Source organism: Streptomyces sp. 130 (assembly GCF_007096885.1).
In the GTDB taxonomy this organism is placed as follows: domain Bacteria; phylum Actinomycetota; class Actinomycetes; order Streptomycetales; family Streptomycetaceae; genus Streptomyces.
This window is the reverse complement of record NZ_VJNO01000019.1, coordinates 30,718-52,199: the sequence shown is the minus strand read 5'-3', so window position 1 is coordinate 52,199 and position 21,482 is coordinate 30,718. Positions and strand designations below refer to the sequence as shown.

Genomic DNA, 21,482 nt, shown 5'->3' with positions numbered 1-21,482 from the left:
CGCCGGGACGCCCGGGACGGAGGCCGGAGCGGACGCGCCGGTGGAGATCCGGAGGCGGTACGCCGGTGCCGCGCGCCCGGTCCGTGGTTCTCCGCACCGTCGTCCCGGCCACCCCGCGCGTACGCGGCGCGGGGGAATCAACGAGAAGCCGTGGCCGTCTCCACCGGCCGCGTACGCCTCCGGGCGCGCGCGGCCCGTACGCCCTCCGCCGCGCAGAAGACGGCCAGCACCCCCAGCGCCCCGTACAGCGCCCAGTCGCCGAACCGTACGTACAGCGTCGTGCCCCGGGCCAGCGGCACCCCGTAGACGGCGGTGCCGCCGGCCTCCGTGCCGAGGCGGGGGCCGGCGGGCTCGCCGCCCGGGCCGTACACCGCGCTCACGCCCGTGAGGGTGGCGTGCACCATCGGGCGGCCGCTCTCCGCCGCCCGCAGCGCGGCGAGCGAGGCGTGCTGGGCCGGTGCCCAGCCGTGCTGGAAGGACGAGGTGGAGGACTGGGCGACCAGGAGCCCCGCGCCGTCCCGGACCAGACGCCGGCTCATGTCCGGGAACGCGGACTCGAAGCAGACCAGCGGACCGATGCGCAGCCCGTCCGCGCCGGGCACCCGCATCGTGACCGGGCCCGTGCCGCGCAGCCGGTCCTCACCCGCCGCCCGGCCCATCGAGGTCGCCCAGCCCAGCGCCGCCCGGGCCGGGATGTACTCACCGAAGGGCACCAGCCGCATCTTGTCGTACCGGTCCCCGGTGAGCCCCCGGGGCCCGACCAGCACGGCGCTCTTGAAGATCCCGGTGCGCCCCGCCGCGTCGGTCTGCCGGGCGTCCACGTTCACCAGGAGGCCGGCGCCCACCGCCCGCGACAGCGCCGCGAGCCGGGCCGCGACGTCCGGCCGCCGGACCGGATCGACGCCGACGCTGCTCTCGCCCCACACCACCAGGTCCACGCCCTCGCCGGCCAGCGAGCGGGTCAGCTCCTCGCCGCGGGCGAACCTGCGCTGGACGCTGCCCGGCCCCGCCACGATCCCGGGCTGCACCACGGCCACCCCGACCGTCCCCGTCCGCTCCGGCTGCGGCGACCACACCCAGACCGCCCCGACCGCCAGCGCGCCAGCCAGGAGCGACACGGCGGCCACGGCCCGGGCGGCGGTGTGCACCAGCAGCACGGTGACCGCCGTGTTCACCGCCACCACCAGCAGACTCACCAGCCACACCCCGCCCACCGAGGCCAGCCGGAGCGCCGGCCCCACCTGCCACTGGCTCGCCCCCAGCAGCCCCCACGGGCCGCCCAGCGCCTCCCAGGACCGCACCAGCTCGATCATCAGCCAGCCGCACGGCACCACGACCACCGCCGCGACCGCCGCCCGCCCGCTCAACGGGCCCCGCAGCAGCCGGTGCGCCAGTACCCCCCACGGCGCCCACAGCAGACCCAGCAGCGCAGCCAGGACCACGATGAACACGTGCAGACTCGGCATCAGCCAGTGGTGCACGGCGATCATGTAACCCGTGCCGCCCAGCCACGCGTCGCGCGCCGCCCCGCGTCCCGTCCCGGCCGACCGGACCAGCAACAGCAGCGGGACCAGGCAGACATAGGCGAACCACCACAGCGAGGGCGCGGGGAAGGCGAGCGCCGGCAGCGCACCGGCCACCAGAGCGGCAGCCGCGCGCCCCGGGGCCCGGTCCAGCACACGCACGCCCCGCCCCCGCCATCCGGTCAACGCGTCCATGCCGCATCTCCTCGCCTCGCCCGCCCGCGGGTCCGTCCGACGTCCGGTCCCGGTCTCCCGCCCAGTGTGCGGCAGCGGGCGCGGCCCGGCCGTCAGCAGGGGACCACGGCCACCGGGCCCATCGCGTGGGTGAGCGTCGTGTGCGCCACCGGGGACAGCCCGAGGCCCAGCGACTCACCGCCCCGCCGCCGCCCGATGACCGTCAGCGACGCCGTCGCGGAGGCGGTGACCAGGGTGCGTGTCGCGGAGCCGTTGACCGGCTCCTTCATCACCTCGACCTGCGGATAGGCGGCACGCCACCCGGCGGTGAGCTCGGCGAGCGACCGCTCGGCCGCGTCCGCCGCCGCGTCCCGGTCGAAGACCGGCCCACCGGACAGCATGGACGAGAACATCGTCCAGCCGTGCACGATCCGCAGCCGCGCACCCGGGTGTGCCGCCGCCGTCCCGAAGGCGAAGTCCAGCACTCCTTCGCTGCTCTCGTCGGCGGCCACCCCGGCGACGATGTCCTGGAAGACCTCGCCCGCGCCCTGGGCCGGCTCCTCGTCGTCCCGGCCGCCGTGCACGATCACCACGGGGCACTTCGCCATGGACGCCGTCGCCAGGCTGTTGGACCCCAGCATCAGGGACCGGAACCCGCCGAGCCCCCGCGAGCCGAGCACCAGCAGCGAGGCGTCCCGGCTCAGCGAGACCAGCGCCGCCGACGGGAAGTCGAGCGGCGCGAGCGTCGTGGGCCGCAGCCCCGGGGCGGCCTGCGCGACGCGGTGCACGGCCGAGGCCAGCAGCTCACCCGCCTCCCGTTCCCGCACTTCCTGGTCGGTGCGCCGGGCCAGCTGCCGGACGTGCACGATGAGCAGCGGCCAGTCCCGTACGACCGCCTCACGGGCCGCCCAGTCCAGCGCGTCCCAGCCGTGCGAGGAGCCGTCGACCGCCGCGATCACGGGAAGCTCGGTGCCGCTCATGGGTTCCTCTCCGCCGTCCTGACCTGTTCCGTACGCTACGGCGGTGCGGGCGCCGGTGCCGAGGCGGAGGCGGCCGTCCGGGCCCCGGCGCGGCAGGACCTGGCACGTCGTCGTCCCTCTGGGCCGGTCCGGCTGCGCCTATGCTCGCGGTATGGAGCAGAGCGAAGTGGTGAAGCGTGTGGTCGGCATCCTCACCGAAGCGGGGGAGATGCGCCGGCTGCTGGAGGAGAACCCGGACCGCGACGACGCCGACACCGACTCGACCGTGGTGACCGCCCTACTCAACGAGACCATGCCCCGGATCGCCATCCCGGAGGACGCCACCGTCGAGGACGTGGTGGTCGTCGTCGGACGCGAGGTCGGCGGTGCGGTGGAACAGCTCGTCGGGGCGTTCACCCTGGCGTTCGCCATGCTGGCCCAGGTCCACGACTCCGGGCAGACGGACGTGACCTCGGCGGACGTGCTCCAGGACCTCGCCCTGCGGGCCGAGCAGTTCGGCGCCGAGGGCCCCGGAGACCCGGAGATCTGACGCGGTGTGCCGCCCCCGGTCACGGCCGGGGGCGGCACACCGCGTCAGCCCGCGGACTCGCCCGCGTGCGGGCTCAGCGCGTCCGTGCCGACCAGGACGAAGATCAGCAGGCCCAGGATGATCCGGTAGATCACGAACGGCATGAAGCTCTTGGTCGTGATGAACTTCATGAACCAGGCGATGACCGCGTACCCCACCCCGAACGCGATCACCGTCGCGAAGATCGTCGGGCCCCACGAGACGTGTCCCTCGCCCGCGTCCTTCAGCTCGAAGACGCCCGAGGCGAGCACCGCCGGGACCGCCAGCAGGAACGAGTAACGCGCCGCCGCCTCCCGGGTGTAGCCCATCAGCAGACCGCCGCTGATCGTGGCGCCGGACCGCGAGACGCCGGGGACGAGGGCCATCGCCTGGCAGCAGCCGTAGATGAGGCCGTCCTTGACGCCCAGTTCGCGCAGGGTCTTGCGCTGCTTGCCGGCCCGGTGCCTGCCGCCCTTCTCGTCGCGGGCGGCCATCCGGTCCGCGAAGCCGAGCACGATGCCCATCACGATCAGGGTGGTGGCGATCAGCCGCAGATCGCGGAACGGGCCCTCGATCTGGTCCTGGAAGGCCAGGCCGAGGACGCCGATCGGGATCGAGCCGACGATGACCAGCCAGCCCATCTTGGCGTCGTGGTCGCCGCGCATCGAACGGTCCGTCAGCGACCTGAACCACGCCGAGACGATCCGGGCGATGTCCTTGCGGAAGTAGATGAGGACCGCGGCCTCCGTGCCGATCTGGGTGATCGCGGTGAAGGCCGCGCCCGGGTCCTGCCAGTCGGCGAACGCCGCGGTGAGCCGCAGGTGCGCGCTGGAGGAGATCGGCAGGAACTCGGTCAGTCCCTGGACGAGGCCGAGGACGAACGATTCGAACCAGCTCATGGGGCTTGGGCCATCCCGGGGTACTCGTGCGCCGGCCGCCGGCGTCGGGCGCCGGAGGCGTGCGGATTGCGGTCGTGCGAGGACAGGGCCCGGACGGGCCCCGTTTCGTCGGTCGGTCGCGGGCAGCGTATCGCCCCCGGGTGAACGCCCGGCGACAACCCCCGCGCGCCCCGCCCCGTCGCCGTCAGCCGCCCAGGCGGTGGCGGCGGCGCCAGGCGACCACGGCCGCCCCGGCCCCCGTGAGCACGATGAAGCCCATCGCCGCCAGGAACGCGGGCGAGGTCGGCGACGACGCCTCGCTCCCCGCCACCACATACGCGGCGGTGTTCGGGATCGATCCCAGGCCCGTCGCCACCAGGAAGGGCGGATAGCCCATGCGGGAGACGGCCGCGCAGTAGTTGGCGGCGGCGAACGGCACCCCGGGGAAGAGCCGCAGCGCCAGCATCGAGCGGAAGCCGTGCCGGCTCAGCTGCCCGTCCGCCGCCCGCAGCCAGCGCCCCCGCACCAGGGTGCGCAACGCGTCCTGGCCCAGGACCCGGCCCAGCAGGAAGGAGACCCCCGCGCCCAGCACCGTGCCGCCGATCGCCGCCGCGAGGCCCGCCTGCGCCCCGAACAGGGCGCCCGCCGCGAGATTCAGCAGCGGACGCGGCACGAACGCCACCGTGCAGACGCCGTACGCGAGTCCGAAGAGCACCGCCGCCATGGAACCGCCGCTCAGCTCCCCGAGTCTCCCGGAGGTCAGCAGCCGCTGCGGTTCGAGCAGCAGCACGGCCGTCGCGGCGGCCACCAGCACGGCGACCAGCAGCGAGAGCCGGGACCACGGCGACAGCAGCACCCGCGCGCAGCGCACGGCGAGGCCGGGGGCGGGCCGGGTGGCGGGGACGACGTCGAGCATTCGGGGAGCGTAACCGACAAAGGTGTGTGATCGCCGTAATGCGTTTGCGCCGGCCGCCCGGCGACCCGCGCCCAATCCCCGTGCGGCCCGCCGTAATTCGCTCGACGGGCCGACGGACCGTGGGGGATGATCGGGCCATGTCCCGGTACGCCTTCCTCGCAGCGCCGTCCGCAGTCGCGGACGCGCCGAAGGCTGCCGTGTGCGCACTCGCAGCAGTCGTCGCCGCAGCGGTCACCGCTGCCGCAGCGCCCCTCGGCGGCGCCCGAAGCTGACCCTCCCCCGACTGTCCGGCGGACCCCGCGAGGGGAGGGTCGGCCGGACCCCGGGGTCCTCACGTCACGCTTTGCATCCCAAGGAATGAACCCATGCCCAAGACGGCATACGTGCGCACCAAGCCGCATCTCAACATCGGCACCATGGGCCACGTCGACCACGGCAAGACGACCCTGACCGCCGCCATCACCAAGGTGCTCAGCGACCGCGGCACCGGCACCTTCGTCCCCTTCGACCGCATCGACCGTGCGCCCGAGGAGGCCCAGCGCGGCATCACCATCAACATCGCGCACGTCGAGTACGAGACCGGCACCCGCCACTACGCGCACATCGACATGCCCGGCCACGCCGACTACATCAAGAACATGGTCACCGGGGCCGCCCAGCTCGACGGGGCGATCCTCGTCGTCTCCGCGGTCGACGGGATCATGCCGCAGACCGCCGAGCACGTCCTGCTCGCCCGCCAGGTGGGCGTCGACCACATCGTGGTGGCGCTCAACAAGGCGGACGCCGGCGACCCCGAGCTGACCGACCTGGTCGAGCTGGAGGTGCGCGAGCTGCTGTCCGCGCACGGCTACGGCGGTGACACGGTGCCCGTCGTACGGGTGTCGGGGCTGCGGGCGCTGGAGGGCGACCCGCGCTGGACGGGGGCCGTGGAGGCGCTGCTCGACGCCGTCGACACCTACGTACCGATGCCCGTGCGCTACACCGACGCGCCGTTCCTGCTGCCGGTGGAGAACGTCCTGACCATCACCGGCCGGGGCACGGTCGTCACCGGCGCCGTGGAGCGCGGCACGGTCCGCGTCGGCGACCGGGTGTCGGTGCTCGGCCCGGACATCGAGACGGTCGTCACCGGCCTGGAGACCTTCGGCAAGCCGATGGAGTCCGCCGAGGCCGGCGACAACGTCGCGGTGCTCCTGCGCGGCGTCGACCGCGACCGGGTGCGCCGCGGCCACGTCGTCGCGGCGCCGGGCAGCGTCACCCCGAGCCGGCGCTTCACCGCGCGGGTGTACGTCCTGTCGGGGCGGGAGGGCGGCCGCACCACCCCGGTCACCACCGGATACCGGCCGCAGTTCTACATCCGCACGGCCGACGTGGTCGGCGACGTCGACCTCGGCGGGGCGGCGGTCGCGCGGCCCGGCGACACGGTCACCATGACCGTCGAGCTGGGCCGGGACGTCCCGCTGGAGCCGGGCCTCGGCTTCGCGATCCGCGAGGGCGGCCGCACGGTCGGCGCGGGCACGGTCACGGAGCTGCTCTGAGCCGCGCGCACGACCGCGGGCCCGCCTCCCCGTTTCCCGGCGGGGGCGGGCCCACCCCGTTTTCCGGCGGGGGCGGGCCCGCCCCACAATGGGGGAGTGAACGAGTCGATACCCGTCATCCGGGACGTGGACCACGGCACCGCCCGCCTCCTCCCCGACGTGGACCGGGAACGGGCCTGGCTGCTGACGGTCGACGGCGCCCCGCAGTCCTACGTCGACCTCGACGCGCCGGAGCACCTGGAGTTCGAGTACGCCCGCCGGCTCGGCCATGTCGTGGACTGCGCGGCGGACCCGGGCGAGCCGCTGGACGTCCTGCACCTGGGAGGCGGCGGCCTCACCCTGCCCCGGTACGTCGCGGCCACCCGCCCCGGCTCCCGGCAGGAGGTCGCGGACGCGGACCGCGGGCTGCTCGGCCTCGTCGCGGAGCACCTGCCGCTGCCCGCGGACTGCGGGATCACCGTGCACGCGGCGGACGCCCGCGCCCGGCTGGAGGGGACCGCCCCGGGCTCCGTGGACCTGCTGATCGCGGACGTCTTCGGCGGCTCCCGGGTCCCCGCCCACCTCACCTCGGTCCCCTACGCCAGGGCGGCGGCGCGGGCGCTGCGCCCGGGCGGGATCTACGCCGCGAACCTGGCCGACGGGCCGCCGTTCGGCTTCCTGCGCCCGCAGCTGGCCACCTTCGCGGCGGTCTTCGCCGAGCTGGCGCTGATCGCGGAGCCGGGCGTGCTGCGCGGGCGCCGCTTCGGCAACGTGGTCCTCGTCGCCTCCCGCGTCCCGTTCGACACGGCGGCCCTGGCCCGCCGGTGCGCGGCGGACGCGTTCCCGGCGCGGGTGGAGCACGGGGAGTCGCTGGCCGCGTTCGTCAACGGGGCCCGGCCGGTCGCGGACGAGGACGCGGTGGCGTCACCCCAGCCGCCCGACGGCGCCTTCCGCGTCGGCTGAGGCGGGCGGCACGGGCGGGGCGGCGGCCACCTCGACCGACTCGGTGCGGCGGGTCAGATTGCGTACATCCGGAACGAGCAGCACCAGCCCCGTGACGAGGACGACCAGGCCCGCGCACCCCCACAGCGCCTGGGAGCGCCCGACCAGGGACTCGACCGGTCCGGCGAGCGCGGTGGCGACCGGCACCATGGCCACCGAGCCGAACCAGTCGTAGGCCGAGACGCGCGACAGCTTCTCCTCCGGGATCTCCTGGTGCATGGCCGTCATCCAGGAGACGCCGAACACCTCGATCGCCGTACCGCTGACGAGCATGACCAGGCAGAGCCAGGTCGCCGACAGCGGCACGGCGAGCCCGGCCGACGGGAGGGCCAGCGGGAAGACGCAGAGCGTGCCGGCCAGCAGCAGCCGGCGCGGCTTCCACCGCATCATCAGCAGCGCCCCGGCGAGGTTGCCGACGCCGAACGCGGCGAGCGCGAAGCCCCAGGGCCGGGCGCCGCCCAGCTCGTCGCGGGCGACCAGCGGCCCGTAGACCGCCTCGGCGGCCCCGACGGCGGCGACCACCACGGAGAACTGGGCGACGATGGACCAGAGCCACGGGCGGCCGGTGAACTCCTGCCAGCCGTCCCGCAGGTCCGCGAGCAGCCCGCCGCCGGGCTCACGGGCCGGGATGTGGCTGACGTCGAGGAAGGCGCGCAGGGCTCCCGCGACCGCGAAGGCCGCCGCGTCCACGGCCAGCACCCAGCCGGGGTCCATCGCCGCGATCATGGCGCCGCCGAGGGCCGCACCGCCGATCGCGGCGCCCTGGGTGGACATCCGGAAGAGCGCGAAGGCGCGGCTCGCCTGCTCGCCGCTGACGCTCGACATCAGCATGCCCTCGGCGGCCGGGCTGAAGAACGCCTGGCCGGTGCCGCAGAGCGCGGTGAGCAGCATCATCTGCCACAGCTTCGGCTCACCGGCCAGGACCAGCAGGGCGAAGAGCCCCTGCGAGACGCAGTTGAGGGTGTTGGCCGCGACCATCACCCGGTGGCGCGGCACCCGGTCGGCGATCGCCCCGCCGATGAGCAGGAACAGCACCAGCGGCACGGTCCTGGCGGCGGCGACGAGACCGACGTCACCGCCGTCGCCGCCCGCCTGGAGAACCGCGAACGCCGCCGCGATCAGGGCGCCGTGGGTGCCCAGGGCGGTGATGATCGAGGCGGCGGTCAGCAGCCGGTAGTTGCGGCCCGCCGGGACGGGTCGGGTGGTGCGGGGGGCGGGGGCGGCTGCTTCGGTCACCCAGGGACTATCGCGGCCGCCGCCCGGTTGTGCAAATGAGTTCCCGGACCGGGGTCAGGAATCCTCGTCGGAGTCGACCACCGGCACCAGGCGCACGGTGCTGAGGATCTTCTCGATCGTCGCGTTCGGCAGTTCGTCGTCCACGTCCGCGGCGGCGTACAGCACCCACGAGGCGAACTCGTTCTTGCTGTTCTTGAAGGTGAAGGCGTACGTCTTGCCGTCGCTGCTGCACTTCGAGCGCTTGGTGACGTTGGGCGCGGTCGCGGTGACCAGGCTGCCGGTCAGGCCCGACTTGGTGGTGTACTGCTTGGCCTCGCTGATCTTGATGCTCTTCTTCGGCATGTGCTGCGCGAACGCGGCCCAGGCCCAGGTGCCCGCCTCGTTACGGGCGTTCACATCGGCGTCCGTGGCGCCCTGCGCGCCCCGGGTGCCGGCGCCGGCCAGGCTGTACTTGTCCTCCGTGCCGTCCTTGTCGGCGTCGTCGGTGCACCACTTCTCCTTGAGGTCCGCCGGCCCGGTGAAGCCGATGAGCGGCAGGCCGTCGTTCTTCTTCTCGTCCTCGAAGAAGGACAGCACGCCGGGCGGGGACACCTCCCAGTCGCCCGGAACGTCGAACTGGGTGCCCCACTTGGGGTTCGTCACGACCTTCCAGCCCGCGATCTGCGGCTTGGCGTCCTCGCCGCCGCGCGGGTTGGCCTCGGTCGGGGACGCGGACTGGGACGGCTTGACGGGCGCGGACGACTTCTTGCCGTCGGCGACGTTCTTGCCGTCCTTGTCGTCGTCCTTGTTCAGCACGATGACACCGGTGACCGCGGCGGCCACCACGACCGCGGTCGCCGCGACGATGGCGACGACCGTCGTCCTCTTCTTGTCGTTGCCCGGCTGCGGGTCACCGGGAGGGCCGGGCACCGCGTACTGCGGAACCGTCGGCTGCTGGTACGGGTTGGGCTGCCCGTACCCCCCCTGCCCGCCCTGCTGCGGGTAGCCGTAACCGGGCTGCTGGCCCGACGGCTGGCCCTGCTGCTGGTATCCCGGCTGCTGATAGGGATTCGGCTGCTGGTATCCCGGCTGCTGGTACGGGTTCTGGTTCTGGTCCTGCGGGTTCTGCTCGCCCCCGGGCGGCTGCTGTCCTGGCCACATGGCGAGTAACGATAGAGGGGCTCCGCCCGGCGTGCTACGTCCGCCCCCGTGTGCGAACGGTGAAGGAGCGGCGGCGGCCCGGCCGGTGCGTGTCCGCGGAGGCATGGCCAAGACGCCTACCCGTGAGTAACATCCCGTTTCATGAGCGCTGAACAGATGACCGCGGGCGACATGCTCGCCGCGACGGTTCCCATGGTCCGGACCCTCGACCTCGAATTCCTGGAGACCACCGCCGACCGCGCGGTGGTCCGCCTGCCGGACCGGGCCGACTACCACAACCACATCGGCGGACCGCACGCCGGAGCGATGTTCACGCTGGCCGAGTCGGCGAGCGGCGCCATCGTCATCGCCGCCTTCGGCGACCAGCTCTCCCGGGCCGTGCCGCTCGCGGTCAGTGCCGAGATCGGCTACAAGAAGCTGGCCATGGGCGAGGTCACCGCGACCGCCGTCCTCGGCCGCCCCGCCGCCGATGTCGTCGCCGAACTCGACGCGGGCGAGCGTCCCGAATTCCCGGTGACGGTGGAGATCCGGCGCGGGGACGGCGCCGTGACCGGTGAGATGACCGTCGTCTGGACCCTGCGCCCGAATTCCTGATCCGCGGACCGCGTGCGACGAGAAGGGCCGCCCGGCACCGGCGGCCCTTCTCACTGTCCGCCTCCGTGAAGCTGAGGGTAGGCTTCCCGCGGTGCGCCGATGAGTGTCCGGCGGGCGACAGGACAACACACGTAAGGAAACGGCGTTGCACATCCAGGAGTGGCTGGAGACCGTCCCCGCGATCAGCGTCTACATCCTGGTGGGCGCCGTCATCGGGCTGGAGAGCCTGGGCATTCCGCTGCCCGGTGAGATCGTCCTGGTCAGCGCCGCGCTGCTGGCCGCCAGTCACGACGGCATCAACCCCTGGATCCTGGGCGCCTGCGCCACGGCCGGCGCCGTGATCGGGGACTCGATCGGCTATGCCATCGGCCGCAAGGGCGGACGGCCGCTGCTGGCCTGGCTCGGCGGGAAGTTCCCCAGGCACTTCGGTGAGAGCCACATCGGCATGGCCGAGCGCTCCTTCCAGAAGTGGGGCATGTGGGCCGTGTTCTTCGGCCGCTTCGTCGCCCTGCTGCGCATCTTCGCCGGTCCGCTGGCCGGTGTGCTGCACATGCCGTACTGGAAGTTCCTCATCGCCAATGTGCTCGGCGGGATCGCCTGGGCGGGCGGCACCACGGCCGTCATCTACTCGGTGGGCGTCGTCGCCGAGGCGTGGCTCAAGCGGTTCTCCTACCTCGGCCTGGCCATCGCGGTCCTGATCGGCCTCGCCTCCATGCTGGTCCTCAAGAACCGCGCCAAGAAGGCCGCCGCCGCGCACTCCGCCGCGACCGCCGAGCCGGAACCGGGAACCGTGCCCGTCGCGGACTGAGCCGGGCGGGCCCGGGCGGCTCCTCAGCCCGCGCAGGCTTCCCGGTGCGCCCTGGCCAGCTCCACGTAACCCACCGCGTTGAAGCGGACGCCTTCCAGCTCCTCCTCGGTCAGCGGACGCTTCACCTTCGCCGGGACCCCCGCGACCAGGGAACCCGGCGGCACGCGCATGCCCTGCGGTACGAGGGCCTGCGCCGCGACCAGCGAGCCCGCGCCGATGTGCGCGCCGTTGAGGACGGTCGCCCCCATGCCGATGAGGACGTCGTCCTCGACGGTGCAGCCGTGCAGGACGGCGTTGTGCCCGACCGAGACCCGCTCGCCGACCGTCACCGCGAAGCCGGGGTCGACGTGGACGCTGCAGTTGTCCTGGATGTTGGAGTCCGCGCCGATCACGATGGGCCCGCAGTCCGCGCGCAGCACCGCCTGGTACCAGAGGCTGGAGCCCGCCGCCATGGTGATGTCGCCGATCGCCACCGACGTCGGCGCGGTGAACGCCTCCGGATCGATGACCGGCTCCTTGCCGCCGATCCCCATGATCATCGCCTGCTCCGCCATCGCCCGTTCCTCCGTGCTCCGGTGCCGTCGGCCGCCGCGGAAACCGTATGCCACGCGCCGGCACCGCCCTCTGGTGGGGTGAAGATCACAGGCCGGTGCCGCCGCCCGTCCGGCGGGCTCGGCTTACGGTGAGCCCGTGCCGAAGAACCGGAATCCGCTCGCCGCCCTGACCGCGTGGCGGCGGCGCGCCCTGTCCGGGGCCGTCCACCGCTGCTGGCGCTGGGCGCGCGAGGCGGGCGCGGTGACCGCCGAGCACCCCGGCGGGCTGCGCTTCGCCCGGATCGGCGAGGGCACGCGGCTGGCGTTCCCGCAGGGCACGGTCTTCGGGGAGCCGTGGATCCGGCTCGGCGACCACTGCGTCATCGGCGAACAGGTCACGCTGACCGCGGGCCTCATGCCCGACCTGGACCTCGGGCCGGACCCGATCCTCACCCTGGGCGACGGTGTGGTGCTGGGCCGGGGCAGTCATGTCGTCGCCGACACCACGGTGACCATAGGCGCGGACACGTACTGCGGTCCGTACGTCTACATCACCTCGACCAACCACAGCTACGACGACCCGCACCAGCCGGTCGGCAAGCAGTGGCCCCGGATGGAGCCCGTCTCCATCGGGCCGGGCTGCTGGATCGGCACCGGCGCGGTGATCCTGCCCGGCGCCCGCCTCGGCCGCAACGTCGTCGTGGCCGCCGGCGCGGTCGTCCGCGGCGAGGTGCCCGACCGCGCGGTGGTGGCCGGAGCGCCCGCCCGTGTCGTACGCGGCTGGGACCCGGAGAAGGGCTGGCAGCCGCCCCTGCGGACACCGGCCCCGGTCCCGATCCCCGAGGGCGTCACCCCGGAACAGCTGCTCGCCGCGGCCCGGCTCGACGAGGGCTGACCGCCTACCCCGTCGCGAGCAGCACCGTGCCCACCAGGGCGAGGCCGGCGCCCGCCGCCTGCACACCCCGCAGCCGCTCCTTCAGGAACCCGCGCGCGGCCAGGGCCGTCACCACCGGGTAGAGCGAGGCCAGCACGGCGGCGACGGTGACCGGGCCGTGCTGGGCGGCCACGGAATACGTGCCGTTGGCCGCGACGTCCGCGAGGCCGACGAACGCCAGCGCCGGCAGCGCCGCCCGGACCGCCGCGCCGCCGTCCTCGGGCAGCGCCCGGCCGCCGCGCCGCACCGAGACGTACAGCGCCCCGCCGCCCACCACCACGTTGGTGACCCGCTGGACGAACAGGGCGAGGAACAGCCCGGTCACCGTGGTCGACGCCTCGGCGATCAGCGACATCACGGCCCCGAAGCCGAAGGCCGCCACCAGCGTCAGCAGGATCGCCCGCCGCTGCACCGGCGCCCCGCGCAGCTGCGGGCCGCCCGCCATCACGATGCCCGCGACGGCGACCGCGACGCCGGCGCCCTGGAGGAGGTCCGGGCGCTCCCCGGCGATCAGCCCGATGCCCACCGGTACGGCGACCCCGAGCGAGCCGAGCGGGGAGACCACGCCCATCGGGCCGAGCGCGAGCGCCTGGTAGAAGCAGAGCATCGCCACCGGTCCGACGACCCCCGCCGCGACCGCGTACCAGAGCCGGGGCCCCGCCTCGCCCCAGCCGCCCGTGGCGGTCACGGTCACGCCCAGCACCACCGCCGTGATCGCCTGCGAGACCACGACCACGGTCAGCGCGGGCATCCGCCGCGTCAGCAGACCGCCCCCGAAGTCGGCCAGCCCCCACAGGAGGCTGGTGGCCAGGGCGAACAACGCGGTCATGGGGGCCTCGCAGTACAGTGCGGCGAACGGTTGGGTACACCGCACCGTAGTGCAAAATGCTGGACCATGTCATACAGAATATTGGACGGAATGTGACTGACCTCGATCAGCTGACCCAGTCCCTCGCGCGGAACCTCAAGCGCTGGCGCGGTGAACGCGGCTTCACCCTGGACCAGTTGGCGGCCCGTGCCGGGGTCAGCCGCGGCATGATCATCCAGATCGAGCAGGCCCGCACCAACCCGAGCGTCGGCACCACGGTCAAGCTGGCCGACGCGCTCGGCGTGAGCATCACCACCCTGCTCGACTACGAACAGGGCTCCCCGGTCCGCCTCGTCCCCGCCGACCAGGCCGTGCGCCTCTGGTCGACCGAGGCGGGCAGCGCCACCACGCTCCTGGTGGGGACGGAGGCCCGCGGCCCCCTCGAACTCTGGTCCTGGCGGCTGATGCCCGGCGACGGCAGCCGGTCCGACCCGCACCCCGAGGGCACCGTCGAACTGCTCCACGTCACCGCCGGCACGCTCACACTCGTCGTCGCCGACACCCCGTACGCGGTGGACGCCGGCACCTCCGCCACCTTCGAGGCGCACCACCCGCACGCCTACCGCAACGAGGGCACCGAACCGGTCGAACTCACCATGGCCGTCAGCATTCCGCCCGCCAGATGAGACGCCCGGCGCCCCCGCATGCGGCGCTGTTAGCGTGACGCGCATGCGCGCACCCATCGGCTCCTTCGAGAACGCCGGCCCCGCCGTCGACCGCCAGGACCTCCTCACCGCCCCGGTGGCCGAGGCGGTGCGCACGGGCTGGGCCGGCGTCACCCCCGACCAGGTCCTGCACGTGGACACCGACCCGGAGATCGCCGACACCGCGGCCTTCGTCGCCCACCACGGGGCGGACCTGCTCGGCCACTCGGCGAACTGCGTGGTCCTCTCCGGCAAGCGCGGCGCCGACGTCACCCTCGCCGCCTGCCTCGTCCTGTCGCACTCCCGCGTCGATGTGAACGGCGTCGCCCGCAAGCACCTCGGCCTGCGCAAGGCGCGCTTCGCCTCGATGGACACGGCGGTCGGCGCGACCGGCATGGAGTACGGCGGCATCACGCCCATCGGGCTCCCCGCCGCCTGGCCGCTGCTGATCGACTCCGCCGTCGTGGACGAGGAGTGGGTCCTGATCGGCAGCGGCTCGCGCCGGGGCAAGCTGATCGTGACCGGCAAGGCACTGGGCGCCCTGCCGGGCGCGGTCGTGCTCGACGGACTGGGCGTCCGCGCCCCGGAGCGGCCCTAGGCTCCGAGCCTCGGGATCTCGATGGCGGGGCACCGGTCCATGACCATGTCCAGGCCGACCGCCCGGGTGCGTTCGTACGCCTGCTCGTCCACCACGCCGAGCTGGAACCACACGGCCCGGGCGCCCTTGGCGACCGCCTCGTCGGCCACCGCGCCGGCCAGCTCGCTGTTGACGAAGACATCGACCACGTCCACCGGGAACGGGATGTCCGCCAGTGAGGCGTAACCCTCCTCGCCGTGCACCCGCTCGGCCTTCGGGTGCACCGGGACCACGCGCTTGCCGAAGCGCTGCAGCACCTCGGCGACCCCGTAGGCCGCCCGCGAGCGGTTGTTGGACAGCCCCACCACCGCCCAGGTGTCGCCGCTGTCCTGCAGGATTCTGCGGATCGTCTCCGTGTCTGCGTACATGCACCGGACAACCGGCTGCCCGCCCCGGCCATTCCCGCAGGTGCGCATAGGGTGGCGGGATGCAGGAGGAGTACCGGACCGTCGCCCGTGCGGGCGTGCACGAGAGCGAGATCAACCGGTCCCGCTTCATCTGCGCGCTCGCCCCCGCGGCCACCGAGGAGGAGGCGCAGGAGTTCATCGCCCGCGTCCGCAGGGAGCATCCGACCGCCACGCACAACTGCTACGCGTACGTGATCGGCGCCGACGCCTCCGTGCAGAAGGCGAGCGACGACGGTGAGCCCGGCGGCACCGCCGGCGTGCCCATGCTCCAGATGCTCACGCGCCGCGAGGTCTGCTACGCCGTCGCCGTCGTCACCCGCTACTACGGCGGGGTGAAGCTGGGCGCCGGCGGGCTGATCAGGGCGTACGGGGGAGTGGTCGGCGAAGCCCTGGACGCGCTCGGCACCCGCACCCGGCGCCGCTTCCGGCTCGCCACGGTCACCGTCGGCCACCAGCGGGCGGGCAGGCTGGAGAACGAACTGCGCGCCACCGGACGGACGGTGCGCGAGGTCCGTTACGCGGCCGAGGTGACCATCGAGATCGCGCTGCCGGACGCCGACGTCGAAGCGTTCCGCCGCTGGCTGGCCGACGCGACGGCGGGCGAGGCGCGGGTCGAGCTGGGCAGCGAGGCGTACGACGACGCGTGAGGCGCCTTGCCCGGGCCCGGGCCCGGGCAAGGGCAAGGGGCGGGATGGGAGACTGTGGGGCGTGAGGGCACAGGGGCGGAGGAAGCGCATGCGGACCGGAGCCGGGTCTTGAGGATTCTGCACACATCGGACTGGCACCTCGGCCGGTCGTTCCACCGGGTTTCCCTGCTGCGGGCCCAGGCCGCCTACCTCGACCACCTGGTCGCCACCGTCGCCGAGCACGAGGTCGACGTCGTCGTCGTGGCGGGTGATGTCTACGACAGGGCGGTCCCCCCGCTGAGCGCGGTGGAGCTCTTCGACGCCGTCCTGCACCGCCTCGCCGCCGCCGGGGTGCCCACGGTGATGATCTCCGGCAACCACGACTCGGCCCGCCGCCTCGGCGTGGGCGCCGGGCTCATCGGCCGGGCCGGCATCCACCTGCGCACCGACCCCGCGCACTGCGCGACGCCCGTCGTCATCCCCGACGCGCACGGCGACGTGGCGTTCTACGGGCTGCCCTACCTGGAACCCGCCCTGGTCAAGGACGTCCTCAAGGCCGGGCGCGCCGGGCACGAGGCCGTGCTGACCGCCGCCATGGACCGCGTCCGCGCCGACCTCGCCACCCGCCCGGACGCCACCCGGTCCGTGGTCCTGGCCCACGCCTTCGTCGCCGGCGGCGAGCCCAGCGACAGCGAGCGCGACATCACCGTCGGGGGCGTCGCCGCGGTCCCGGCCGGGATCTTCGACGGCGTCGACTACGTGGCGCTCGGCCACCTCCACGGCTGCCAGGCCGTCACCGACCGCGTCCGGTACTCCGGCTCCCCGCTCGCCTACTCGTTCTCCGAGGCCGCCCACCGCAAGACCATGTGGCTCATCGACCTGGACGCCTCGGGGGCGGTCACCGGCGAACGGATCGACTGCCCGGTGCCCCGCCGCCTCGCCCGGCTGCGCGGCCGGCTGGACGACCTGCTGGACGACCCGGCACTCGACCGCCACGAGGACGCCTGGGTGGAGGCCACCCTCACCGACCCGGTCCGCCCGGCCGACCCGATGGCCCGGCTCACCGAGCGCTTCCCGCACGCCCTCGCCCTCGTCTTCGAGCCGGAGCGGGCCCCCGGCGACCCGGAGCTCTCGTACGCCCGCCGCCTGCGCGGCCGCGACGACCAGACCATCGCGGAGGACTTCGTGGCCCACGTGCGCGGCGGCGCGGGGACCGACGAGCAGGAGCGGGCGGTGCTGCGCGGCGCCTTCGACCATGTCCGGGTGGACGAAGGCGTGCGCGAGGTGAACCGGTGAGGCTCCACACGCTCCGCGTGACCGCGTTCGGCCCCTTCGGCGGCACCCAGGAGATCGACTTCGACGCGCTCTGTGCCGCCGGCCTCTTCCTGCTCCACGGGCCGACCGGAGCCGGCAAGACCTCCGTCCTGGACGCCGTCTGCTACGCCCTGTACGGGGCGGTCCCCGGCGCCCGGCAGAGCCCCGGCACTTCGCTGCGCAGCGACCACGCCCCCGCGGACCTGCCCACCGAGGTGCTGCTCGACCTCACCGTCGGCGGGCGCCGCCTGGAGATCACCCGGAGCCCCGCCCAGCCCCGCCCCAAGAAGCGCGGCAGCGGCCACACCACGGAGAAGGCACAGAGCCGGCTGCGCGAGTACCACCCCGAGGACGGCTGGCGGGCGCTCGGCAAGTCGCACCAGGAGATCGGCGAGGAGATCATCCAGCTCGTCGGCATGAGCCGCGAGCAGTTCTGCCAGGTGGTCCTCCTGCCGCAGGGCGACTTCGCCCGCTTCCTGCGCGCCGACGCCGAGGCGCGCGGCCGGCTCCTCGGCCGGCTCTTCGACACCCGGCGCTTCGCGGCCGTCGAGGAACGCCTCGCCGAGCTGCGCCGGACGGCCGAGGCCCAGGTCAGGGCCGGTGACGACCGCATCCTCGCCCTCGCCCAGCGCATCGCCCAGGCCGCCGGGCCCGCCGCCCGCGAGTGCCCGCTGCCGGACCTCCGGCCCGGCGACCCCGGCCTCGCGGACGCGGTCCTCGGCTGGGCCGCGACCGCCCGCGCCGGCGCCGGTGAACGCCTCGACATCGCCGCGTCGGTCCTGGCCGCGGCGGAGCGCCGGCACGCCGCCGCCCGCGTCGCCCTGGACGCCGAACGGGAGCTCGCCGCGCTCCAGCGGCGGTACGCCGAGACCCGCCGCCGCGCCGACGCCCTGGAGGCCGGCCGCGCCGCGCACGAGGACGCGCGCGACCGCCTCGCCCGGGCCCGCAAGGCGGACCTCGTCGCCCCCGCCCTCGAACTGCGCGAGGCGGCGGAGCGGGCGTACCGGCGGGCGCGCGAGGAGCGGGACCGCGCCCGGAGCCGGCTGCCCGAGGACCTGGCCGACGCGGGCGCCGAACAGCTGGCGGCCCTGGAGCACCGGCTCCGCGAGGACCTGGGCGGCCTGGAATCGGCCCGGCGCGCCGAACAGCGGGCCGCCGAGATCGCCGAGGAGCGCGCCGCCCTGGACCGGCAGGCCCGGGCCGACGAGGAACTGGTCCGCGACGCGGAGGACTGGCTCGCCGGCTGGGAGACCACCCGGCAGGACCTCCAGGCCCGCCTGGACGCGGCGCTCGAAGCCGCCACCCGCACCGAATCCCTGGCCCACCGCCTCGACGCCGCCCGCCGCCGCCTGGACGCGGCGCGCCGCCGCGACGCGCTGGCCGCCGAGGCGGCCACGGCCCGGCAGGCGCTGACCGAGGCCCGTGAAGACGCCGCCGCCGCTCACGAGCGCCGGCTCGACCTGCGCGAGCGCCGGCTGCGCGGCATCGCGGCCGAACTCGCCGCCCAGCTGGCCGACGGCACCCCCTGCGCGGTCTGCGGCGCGACGGCCCACCCGTCCCCGGCCCGCCCCGGCGACGGGCACGTGGACCGCGCGGCCGAGGAAGCCGCCGAACGCGCCCACCGCGACGCGGAGCAGGCCCGCGCTCAGGCGGAGCAGTCCCTGGCCCTGGTGCGCGAACGCCATGCGACGGCTCGCGCGGAGGCGGCGGGGACCGCCGCGGCGGCCGGTGACGGGGGGACGGCCGCCGCCTCCGCTCCGGCCGCCGACGCGGACTCCGCCGGGGCCGCGACCGCCGGTGGTGCGGCCTCCGCTCCGGCGGCTGCTTCCGGGGAAGGCACCGGACCGGACGGCTCCGCGCGGACCGGGCTCACGGCGGCCGACGACCCCACCGTCGCCGAACTCGCCGGCCTCGTGGCCGGGCTCGCCGCCGAGCACGCCGAGGCGTACCGGCTGGCCGCCGGGGCGCACGCCGCCCGGGAGGCGCTGGCCGGGGCCGAGCGGGAGCAGCAGCGGCGGGCCGAGGAACGCCGGCGGGTCGGGCAGCGGGGCGCCGCGCGGTCCTCGCGGCGGGAGTCGCTGGAGAGGGAGCGGGCGGACATCGACGCGGTGCTGGACCGGGCGCGCGGGGGGCACCCGAGCGTCGCCGAGCACGCCGCCGTGCTGCAGCGGCGGGTCGCCCTGCTCGCCGGGGCGGGCGGGGCGGTGCGTGAGGAGGAGAGCGCGGCGGCACGGCTGAAGGAGGCCGACGACCGGCTCGCGGACGCCGCGTTCCGGGCCGGGTTCGAGACGCCGGAGGCCGCCGCCGCGACCCTGCTGGACGAGGCGGCACAGCGTACGCTCCAGCACCGGACCGACGCCTGGCAGGCGGAGGCCGCGGCGGTCGCCGACCGGCTCGCCGAGGCCGACGCCCGGGCCGCCGCCGACCGCCCGCCCGCCGCACCGGAACCGGCCGGGGAGCGCTTCGACCGGGCCGAGCGCGCGCTGCGCGAAGCCGCCGCCGGTCTCGACGCGGCGCGGGAACGCCGTACCGAACTCGCCGGGCTCTCCCGCCGGGTGGCGGACGAGGTGCGCGCGCTGGGACCCGTGCGCGAGGAGTACGAACGCGTCGCCAGGCTCGCCGGGCTCACCGCCGGCACCTCGGCGGACAACGCCCGCAAGATGCGGCTGGAGTCGTACGTGCTCGCCGCCCGGCTCGAACAGGTCGCGGCGGCGGCCACCGCCCGGTTGCGGCGGATGTCCTCGGGCCGCTACCAGCTCGTCCACTCCGACGCGCGCACCGGAGGCCGCCGGGCGGGGCTCGGGCTGCACGTCATCGACGCCTGGACCGGCCGGGAGCGCGACACGGCGACGCTGTCCGGCGGCGAGACGTTCTTCGCCTCGCTCGCCCTGGCGCTCGGCCTCGCCGACGTCGTGACCGACGAGGCCGGAGGCGTACGGCTGGACACCCTGTTCATCGACGAGGGGTTCGGCAGCCTGGACGACCAGACGCTGGACGAAGTGCTCGACGTGCTCGACTCGTTGCGCGAACGGGACCGCAGCGTCGGCATCGTCAGCCATGTCGCGGACCTGCGCCGCCGCATCCCCGCCCAGCTGGAGGTGGTGAAGGAGCGGAACGGATCGGCCGTGCGGCTGCGGGCGGGGGCGGACGGGCTCAGCGACTGATCGGCCGCCCCGGCAGCGGCGAGGAGTAGACCACGCTCGTCGTGACGGAGCCGAGCGCGCCGATCCTCCCGGACACGGTCTCCAGATGGCTCATCGAGCGGGCCGTCACCTTGAGCACGAAGCAGTCGTCGCCGGTGACGTGGTGGGCCTCCACGATCTCCGCAGTGGTCTCCAGCAGATCGTGGAAGGGCTTGTAGTTGCCGTGCGGATACCTCAGCCGCACGAAGGCCAGGATCGGCAGCCCGAGCCGTTCCGGATCGACCACGGCCGCGTAACCGCTGATGATCCCCGCCTCCTCCAGCCGGCGGACCCGCTCGGTCACGGCGCTCGGCGACATGGCCACCGCCCGTGCCAGCTCCGCGAACGAGGCGCGGCCCTCGCGTTGCAGTACATCGAGGATGCGCCAGTCGGTGGCGTCCGGGGAATAGTCGCTCATACGGACAGGCAACCGTTGAATCCCCGGCGAATCAAGGCCGTTGCCGGGGATCTCGCCTTCCGGACCAGCGGCGGCGATCATAGATTCTCCGTCATGACTTCCCAGCCCGGCGTCCTCGCCGCCCACCCCGTCCTGAGCGTCCCGCCCGCCGAACCGGCCGACGCCGCCGCCTACTTCGGAGCCTCGCTCGCCTTCCACGCCGATGTCTCGGACGTCGCCGCGGCGCTGGCCGCCGGAGGGGACCCCGGATTCGTCCTGCTCGACTCCCGGTCCACCGCGTCCTGGGACCAGGGACACATCCCCGGCGCCCTGCACCTGCCGACCGCGCTCATCGCCGAGCAGGCGCCGCGGCTCCTCGACCCGGCCGTGCCGGTGGTCACGTACTGCTGGGGCCCCGGCTGCAACGGCGCCACCCGCGCCGCCCTCGCCCTGGCGCGGCTCGGCTACCGGGTCAAGGAGATGCTCGGCGGCTTCGAGTACTGGGCGCGCGAGGGATTCCCGTACGAGACCCATGAGGGCGAAGGCAGGCGCACGGCCGACCCGCTGACCGCACCGGCCGGCACGGACGACTGCGGCTGCTGAGAACGGCCGGTCCCGGGGCCGGCGC

22 protein-coding genes are annotated in these 21,482 nt (G+C 74.6%); 12 read left to right on the top strand and 10 right to left on the bottom strand.

All coding sequences use genetic code 11. The annotated features are described in order from the left end of the window. Window positions 1–137 precede the first annotated feature (137 nt). Both lnt and FKN01_RS17975 read right to left on the bottom strand, forming a co-directional pair. Window positions 138–1,718, bottom strand: a complete 1,581-nt coding sequence (gene lnt / locus FKN01_RS17980) for an apolipoprotein N-acyltransferase (RefSeq protein ID WP_143621796.1) — start codon at window positions 1,716–1,718, stop codon at window positions 138–140. Window positions 1,719–1,810: 92 nt separating this feature from the next. After that, entirely contained in the window at window positions 1,811–2,677 is an 867-nt protein-coding gene (locus FKN01_RS17975; RefSeq protein WP_143621794.1) for a universal stress protein, read from the bottom strand. A 151-nt stretch (window positions 2,678–2,828) separates the two neighbouring features. On the opposite strand from FKN01_RS17975, the gene FKN01_RS17970 reads away from it, so the two are divergent. Beyond that, complete coding sequence (locus tag FKN01_RS17970; RefSeq protein WP_185992884.1) at window positions 2,829–3,206, top strand: hypothetical protein; 378 nt, start codon at window positions 2,829–2,831, stop codon at window positions 3,204–3,206. Between the two features lie 44 nt (window positions 3,207–3,250). Here the strand turns inward: FKN01_RS17970 and FKN01_RS17965 are convergent, their stop codons facing one another. Together FKN01_RS17965 and FKN01_RS17960 are read right to left on the bottom strand one after the other, a co-directional pair. Beyond that, window positions 3,251–4,123: an undecaprenyl-diphosphate phosphatase gene (locus tag FKN01_RS17965; RefSeq protein WP_143621792.1), complete on the bottom strand. Its 873-nt coding sequence runs from the start codon at window positions 4,121–4,123 to the stop codon at window positions 3,251–3,253. A gap of 184 nt (window positions 4,124–4,307) precedes the next feature. Next, on the bottom strand, window positions 4,308–5,018 hold the full coding sequence (locus tag FKN01_RS17960; protein WP_143621790.1) for a TVP38/TMEM64 family protein: 711 nt from the start codon (window positions 5,016–5,018) through the stop codon (window positions 4,308–4,310). 365 nt (window positions 5,019–5,383) lie between these two features. Here FKN01_RS17960 and tuf point away from each other — a divergent pair, with 365 nt between their 5' ends. Both tuf and FKN01_RS17950 read left to right on the top strand, forming a co-directional pair. Beyond that, complete coding sequence (gene tuf, locus FKN01_RS17955; protein WP_143621788.1) at window positions 5,384–6,553, top strand: elongation factor Tu; 1,170 nt, start codon at window positions 5,384–5,386, stop codon at window positions 6,551–6,553. Between the two features lie 96 nt (window positions 6,554–6,649). Then, window positions 6,650–7,495: a spermidine synthase gene (locus FKN01_RS17950; protein WP_143621786.1), complete on the top strand. Its 846-nt coding sequence runs from the start codon at window positions 6,650–6,652 to the stop codon at window positions 7,493–7,495. Here FKN01_RS17950 and FKN01_RS17945 read toward each other — a convergent pair. Continuing rightward, complete coding sequence (locus tag FKN01_RS17945) at window positions 7,457–8,770, bottom strand: MFS transporter (RefSeq protein ID WP_143621785.1); 1,314 nt, start codon at window positions 8,768–8,770, stop codon at window positions 7,457–7,459. The two genes, FKN01_RS17950 and FKN01_RS17945, sit on opposite strands and share 39 nt — an antisense overlap. Window positions 8,771–8,824: 54 nt before the next feature. Continuing rightward, window positions 8,825–9,910, bottom strand: coding sequence for a hypothetical protein (locus FKN01_RS17940; protein WP_143621783.1), 1,086 nt, complete (start codon window positions 9,908–9,910; stop codon window positions 8,825–8,827). A gap of 156 nt (window positions 9,911–10,066) precedes the next feature. Between FKN01_RS17940 and FKN01_RS17935 the strand changes: the two genes are divergently transcribed. Together FKN01_RS17935 and FKN01_RS17930 are read left to right on the top strand one after the other, a co-directional pair. Beyond that, window positions 10,067–10,504, top strand: coding sequence for a DUF4442 domain-containing protein (locus FKN01_RS17935; RefSeq protein WP_143621912.1), 438 nt, complete (start codon window positions 10,067–10,069; stop codon window positions 10,502–10,504). 145 nt (window positions 10,505–10,649) lie between these two features. Then, on the top strand, window positions 10,650–11,312 hold the full coding sequence (locus FKN01_RS17930; protein ID WP_143621781.1) for a DedA family protein: 663 nt from the start codon (window positions 10,650–10,652) through the stop codon (window positions 11,310–11,312). Between the two features lie 23 nt (window positions 11,313–11,335). Here the strand turns inward: FKN01_RS17930 and FKN01_RS17925 are convergent, their stop codons facing one another. Further along, window positions 11,336–11,866, bottom strand: a complete 531-nt coding sequence (locus FKN01_RS17925) for a gamma carbonic anhydrase family protein (protein ID WP_143621779.1) — start codon at window positions 11,864–11,866, stop codon at window positions 11,336–11,338. 136 nt (window positions 11,867–12,002) lie between these two features. On the opposite strand from FKN01_RS17925, the gene FKN01_RS17920 reads away from it, so the two are divergent. Then, window positions 12,003–12,740: a DapH/DapD/GlmU-related protein gene (locus FKN01_RS17920; RefSeq protein WP_143621777.1), complete on the top strand. Its 738-nt coding sequence runs from the start codon at window positions 12,003–12,005 to the stop codon at window positions 12,738–12,740. Between the two features lie 4 nt (window positions 12,741–12,744). Here the strand turns inward: FKN01_RS17920 and FKN01_RS17915 are convergent, their stop codons facing one another. Next, a complete protein-coding gene (locus FKN01_RS17915; protein ID WP_143621775.1) occupies window positions 12,745–13,608 on the bottom strand; it encodes a DMT family transporter in 864 nt (287 codons plus the stop codon). Window positions 13,609–13,700: 92 nt separating this feature from the next. Between FKN01_RS17915 and FKN01_RS17910 the strand changes: the two genes are divergently transcribed. Together FKN01_RS17910 and FKN01_RS17905 are read left to right on the top strand one after the other, a co-directional pair. Continuing rightward, a complete protein-coding gene (locus tag FKN01_RS17910) occupies window positions 13,701–14,273 on the top strand; it encodes a helix-turn-helix domain-containing protein (RefSeq protein ID WP_143621773.1) in 573 nt (190 codons plus the stop codon). Between the two features lie 43 nt (window positions 14,274–14,316). Continuing rightward, window positions 14,317–14,889: a YbaK/EbsC family protein gene (locus tag FKN01_RS17905; RefSeq protein WP_143621771.1), complete on the top strand. Its 573-nt coding sequence runs from the start codon at window positions 14,317–14,319 to the stop codon at window positions 14,887–14,889. Here the strand turns inward: FKN01_RS17905 and FKN01_RS17900 are convergent. Beyond that, entirely contained in the window at window positions 14,886–15,296 is a 411-nt protein-coding gene (locus tag FKN01_RS17900; protein ID WP_143621770.1) for a CoA-binding protein, read from the bottom strand. The genes FKN01_RS17905 and FKN01_RS17900 overlap by 4 nt on opposite strands. 59 nt (window positions 15,297–15,355) lie before the next feature. Here FKN01_RS17900 and FKN01_RS17895 point away from each other — a divergent pair, with 59 nt between their 5' ends. The 3 genes from FKN01_RS17895 (at window position 15,356) to FKN01_RS17885 (ending at window position 20,439) form a co-directional block, all read left to right on the top strand. Continuing rightward, complete coding sequence (locus tag FKN01_RS17895) at window positions 15,356–15,982, top strand: YigZ family protein (RefSeq protein WP_143621768.1); 627 nt, start codon at window positions 15,356–15,358, stop codon at window positions 15,980–15,982. A gap of 108 nt (window positions 15,983–16,090) precedes the next feature. Beyond that, a complete protein-coding gene (locus FKN01_RS17890) occupies window positions 16,091–17,257 on the top strand; it encodes an exonuclease SbcCD subunit D (protein ID WP_143621766.1) in 1,167 nt (388 codons plus the stop codon). Then, entirely contained in the window at window positions 17,254–20,439 is a 3,186-nt protein-coding gene (locus FKN01_RS17885) for an AAA family ATPase (RefSeq protein WP_143621764.1), read from the top strand. The genes FKN01_RS17890 and FKN01_RS17885 overlap by 4 nt, the downstream gene beginning before the upstream one ends. Here the strand turns inward: FKN01_RS17885 and FKN01_RS17880 are convergent. Further along, window positions 20,429–20,875 (bottom strand): Lrp/AsnC family transcriptional regulator, encoded by a 447-nt coding sequence (locus FKN01_RS17880; protein ID WP_143621762.1) that lies wholly within the window; start codon window positions 20,873–20,875, stop codon window positions 20,429–20,431. The two genes, FKN01_RS17885 and FKN01_RS17880, sit on opposite strands and share 11 nt — an antisense overlap. Before the next feature lie 93 nt (window positions 20,876–20,968). Here FKN01_RS17880 and FKN01_RS17875 point away from each other — a divergent pair, with 93 nt between their 5' ends. Then, window positions 20,969–21,457 carry a rhodanese-like domain-containing protein gene (locus FKN01_RS17875; RefSeq protein ID WP_143621760.1) on the top strand — a complete coding sequence of 163 codons (489 nt, stop codon included), beginning with the start codon at window positions 20,969–20,971 and terminating at the stop codon, window positions 21,455–21,457. Window positions 21,458–21,482 lie beyond the last annotated feature (25 nt).

Bases quoted from the DNA above. Each gene is read 5' to 3' on its own strand.
- FKN01_RS17900 (WP_143621770.1), bottom strand. From the start codon at position 15,296: ATGTACGCAGACACGGAGACGATCCGCAGAATCCTGCAGGACAGCGGC.
- FKN01_RS17975 (WP_143621794.1), bottom strand. From the start codon at position 2,677: ATGAGCGGCACCGAGCTTCCCGTGATCGCGGCGGTCGACGGCTCCTCG.
- FKN01_RS17875 (WP_143621760.1), top strand. From the start codon at position 20,969: ATGACTTCCCAGCCCGGCGTCCTCGCCGCCCACCCCGTCCTGAGCGTC.
- FKN01_RS17925 (WP_143621779.1), bottom strand. From the start codon at position 11,866: ATGGCGGAGCAGGCGATGATCATGGGGATCGGCGGCAAGGAGCCGGTC.
- FKN01_RS17915 (WP_143621775.1), bottom strand. From the start codon at position 13,608: ATGACCGCGTTGTTCGCCCTGGCCACCAGCCTCCTGTGGGGGCTGGCC.
- FKN01_RS17965 (WP_143621792.1), bottom strand. From the start codon at position 4,123: ATGAGCTGGTTCGAATCGTTCGTCCTCGGCCTCGTCCAGGGACTGACC.
- FKN01_RS17905 (WP_143621771.1), top strand. From the start codon at position 14,317: ATGCGCGCACCCATCGGCTCCTTCGAGAACGCCGGCCCCGCCGTCGAC.
- FKN01_RS17970 (WP_185992884.1), top strand. From the start codon at position 2,829: ATGGAGCAGAGCGAAGTGGTGAAGCGTGTGGTCGGCATCCTCACCGAA.
- FKN01_RS17940 (WP_143621783.1), bottom strand. From the start codon at position 9,910: ATGTGGCCAGGACAGCAGCCGCCCGGGGGCGAGCAGAACCCGCAGGAC.
- FKN01_RS17960 (WP_143621790.1), bottom strand. From the start codon at position 5,018: ATGCTCGACGTCGTCCCCGCCACCCGGCCCGCCCCCGGCCTCGCCGTG.
- tuf (WP_143621788.1), top strand. From the start codon at position 5,384: ATGCCCAAGACGGCATACGTGCGCACCAAGCCGCATCTCAACATCGGC.
- FKN01_RS17895 (WP_143621768.1), top strand. From the start codon at position 15,356: ATGCAGGAGGAGTACCGGACCGTCGCCCGTGCGGGCGTGCACGAGAGC.
- lnt (WP_143621796.1), bottom strand. From the start codon at position 1,718: ATGGACGCGTTGACCGGATGGCGGGGGCGGGGCGTGCGTGTGCTGGAC.
- FKN01_RS17935 (WP_143621912.1), top strand. From the start codon at position 10,067: ATGACCGCGGGCGACATGCTCGCCGCGACGGTTCCCATGGTCCGGACC.
- FKN01_RS17880 (WP_143621762.1), bottom strand. From the start codon at position 20,875: ATGAGCGACTATTCCCCGGACGCCACCGACTGGCGCATCCTCGATGTA.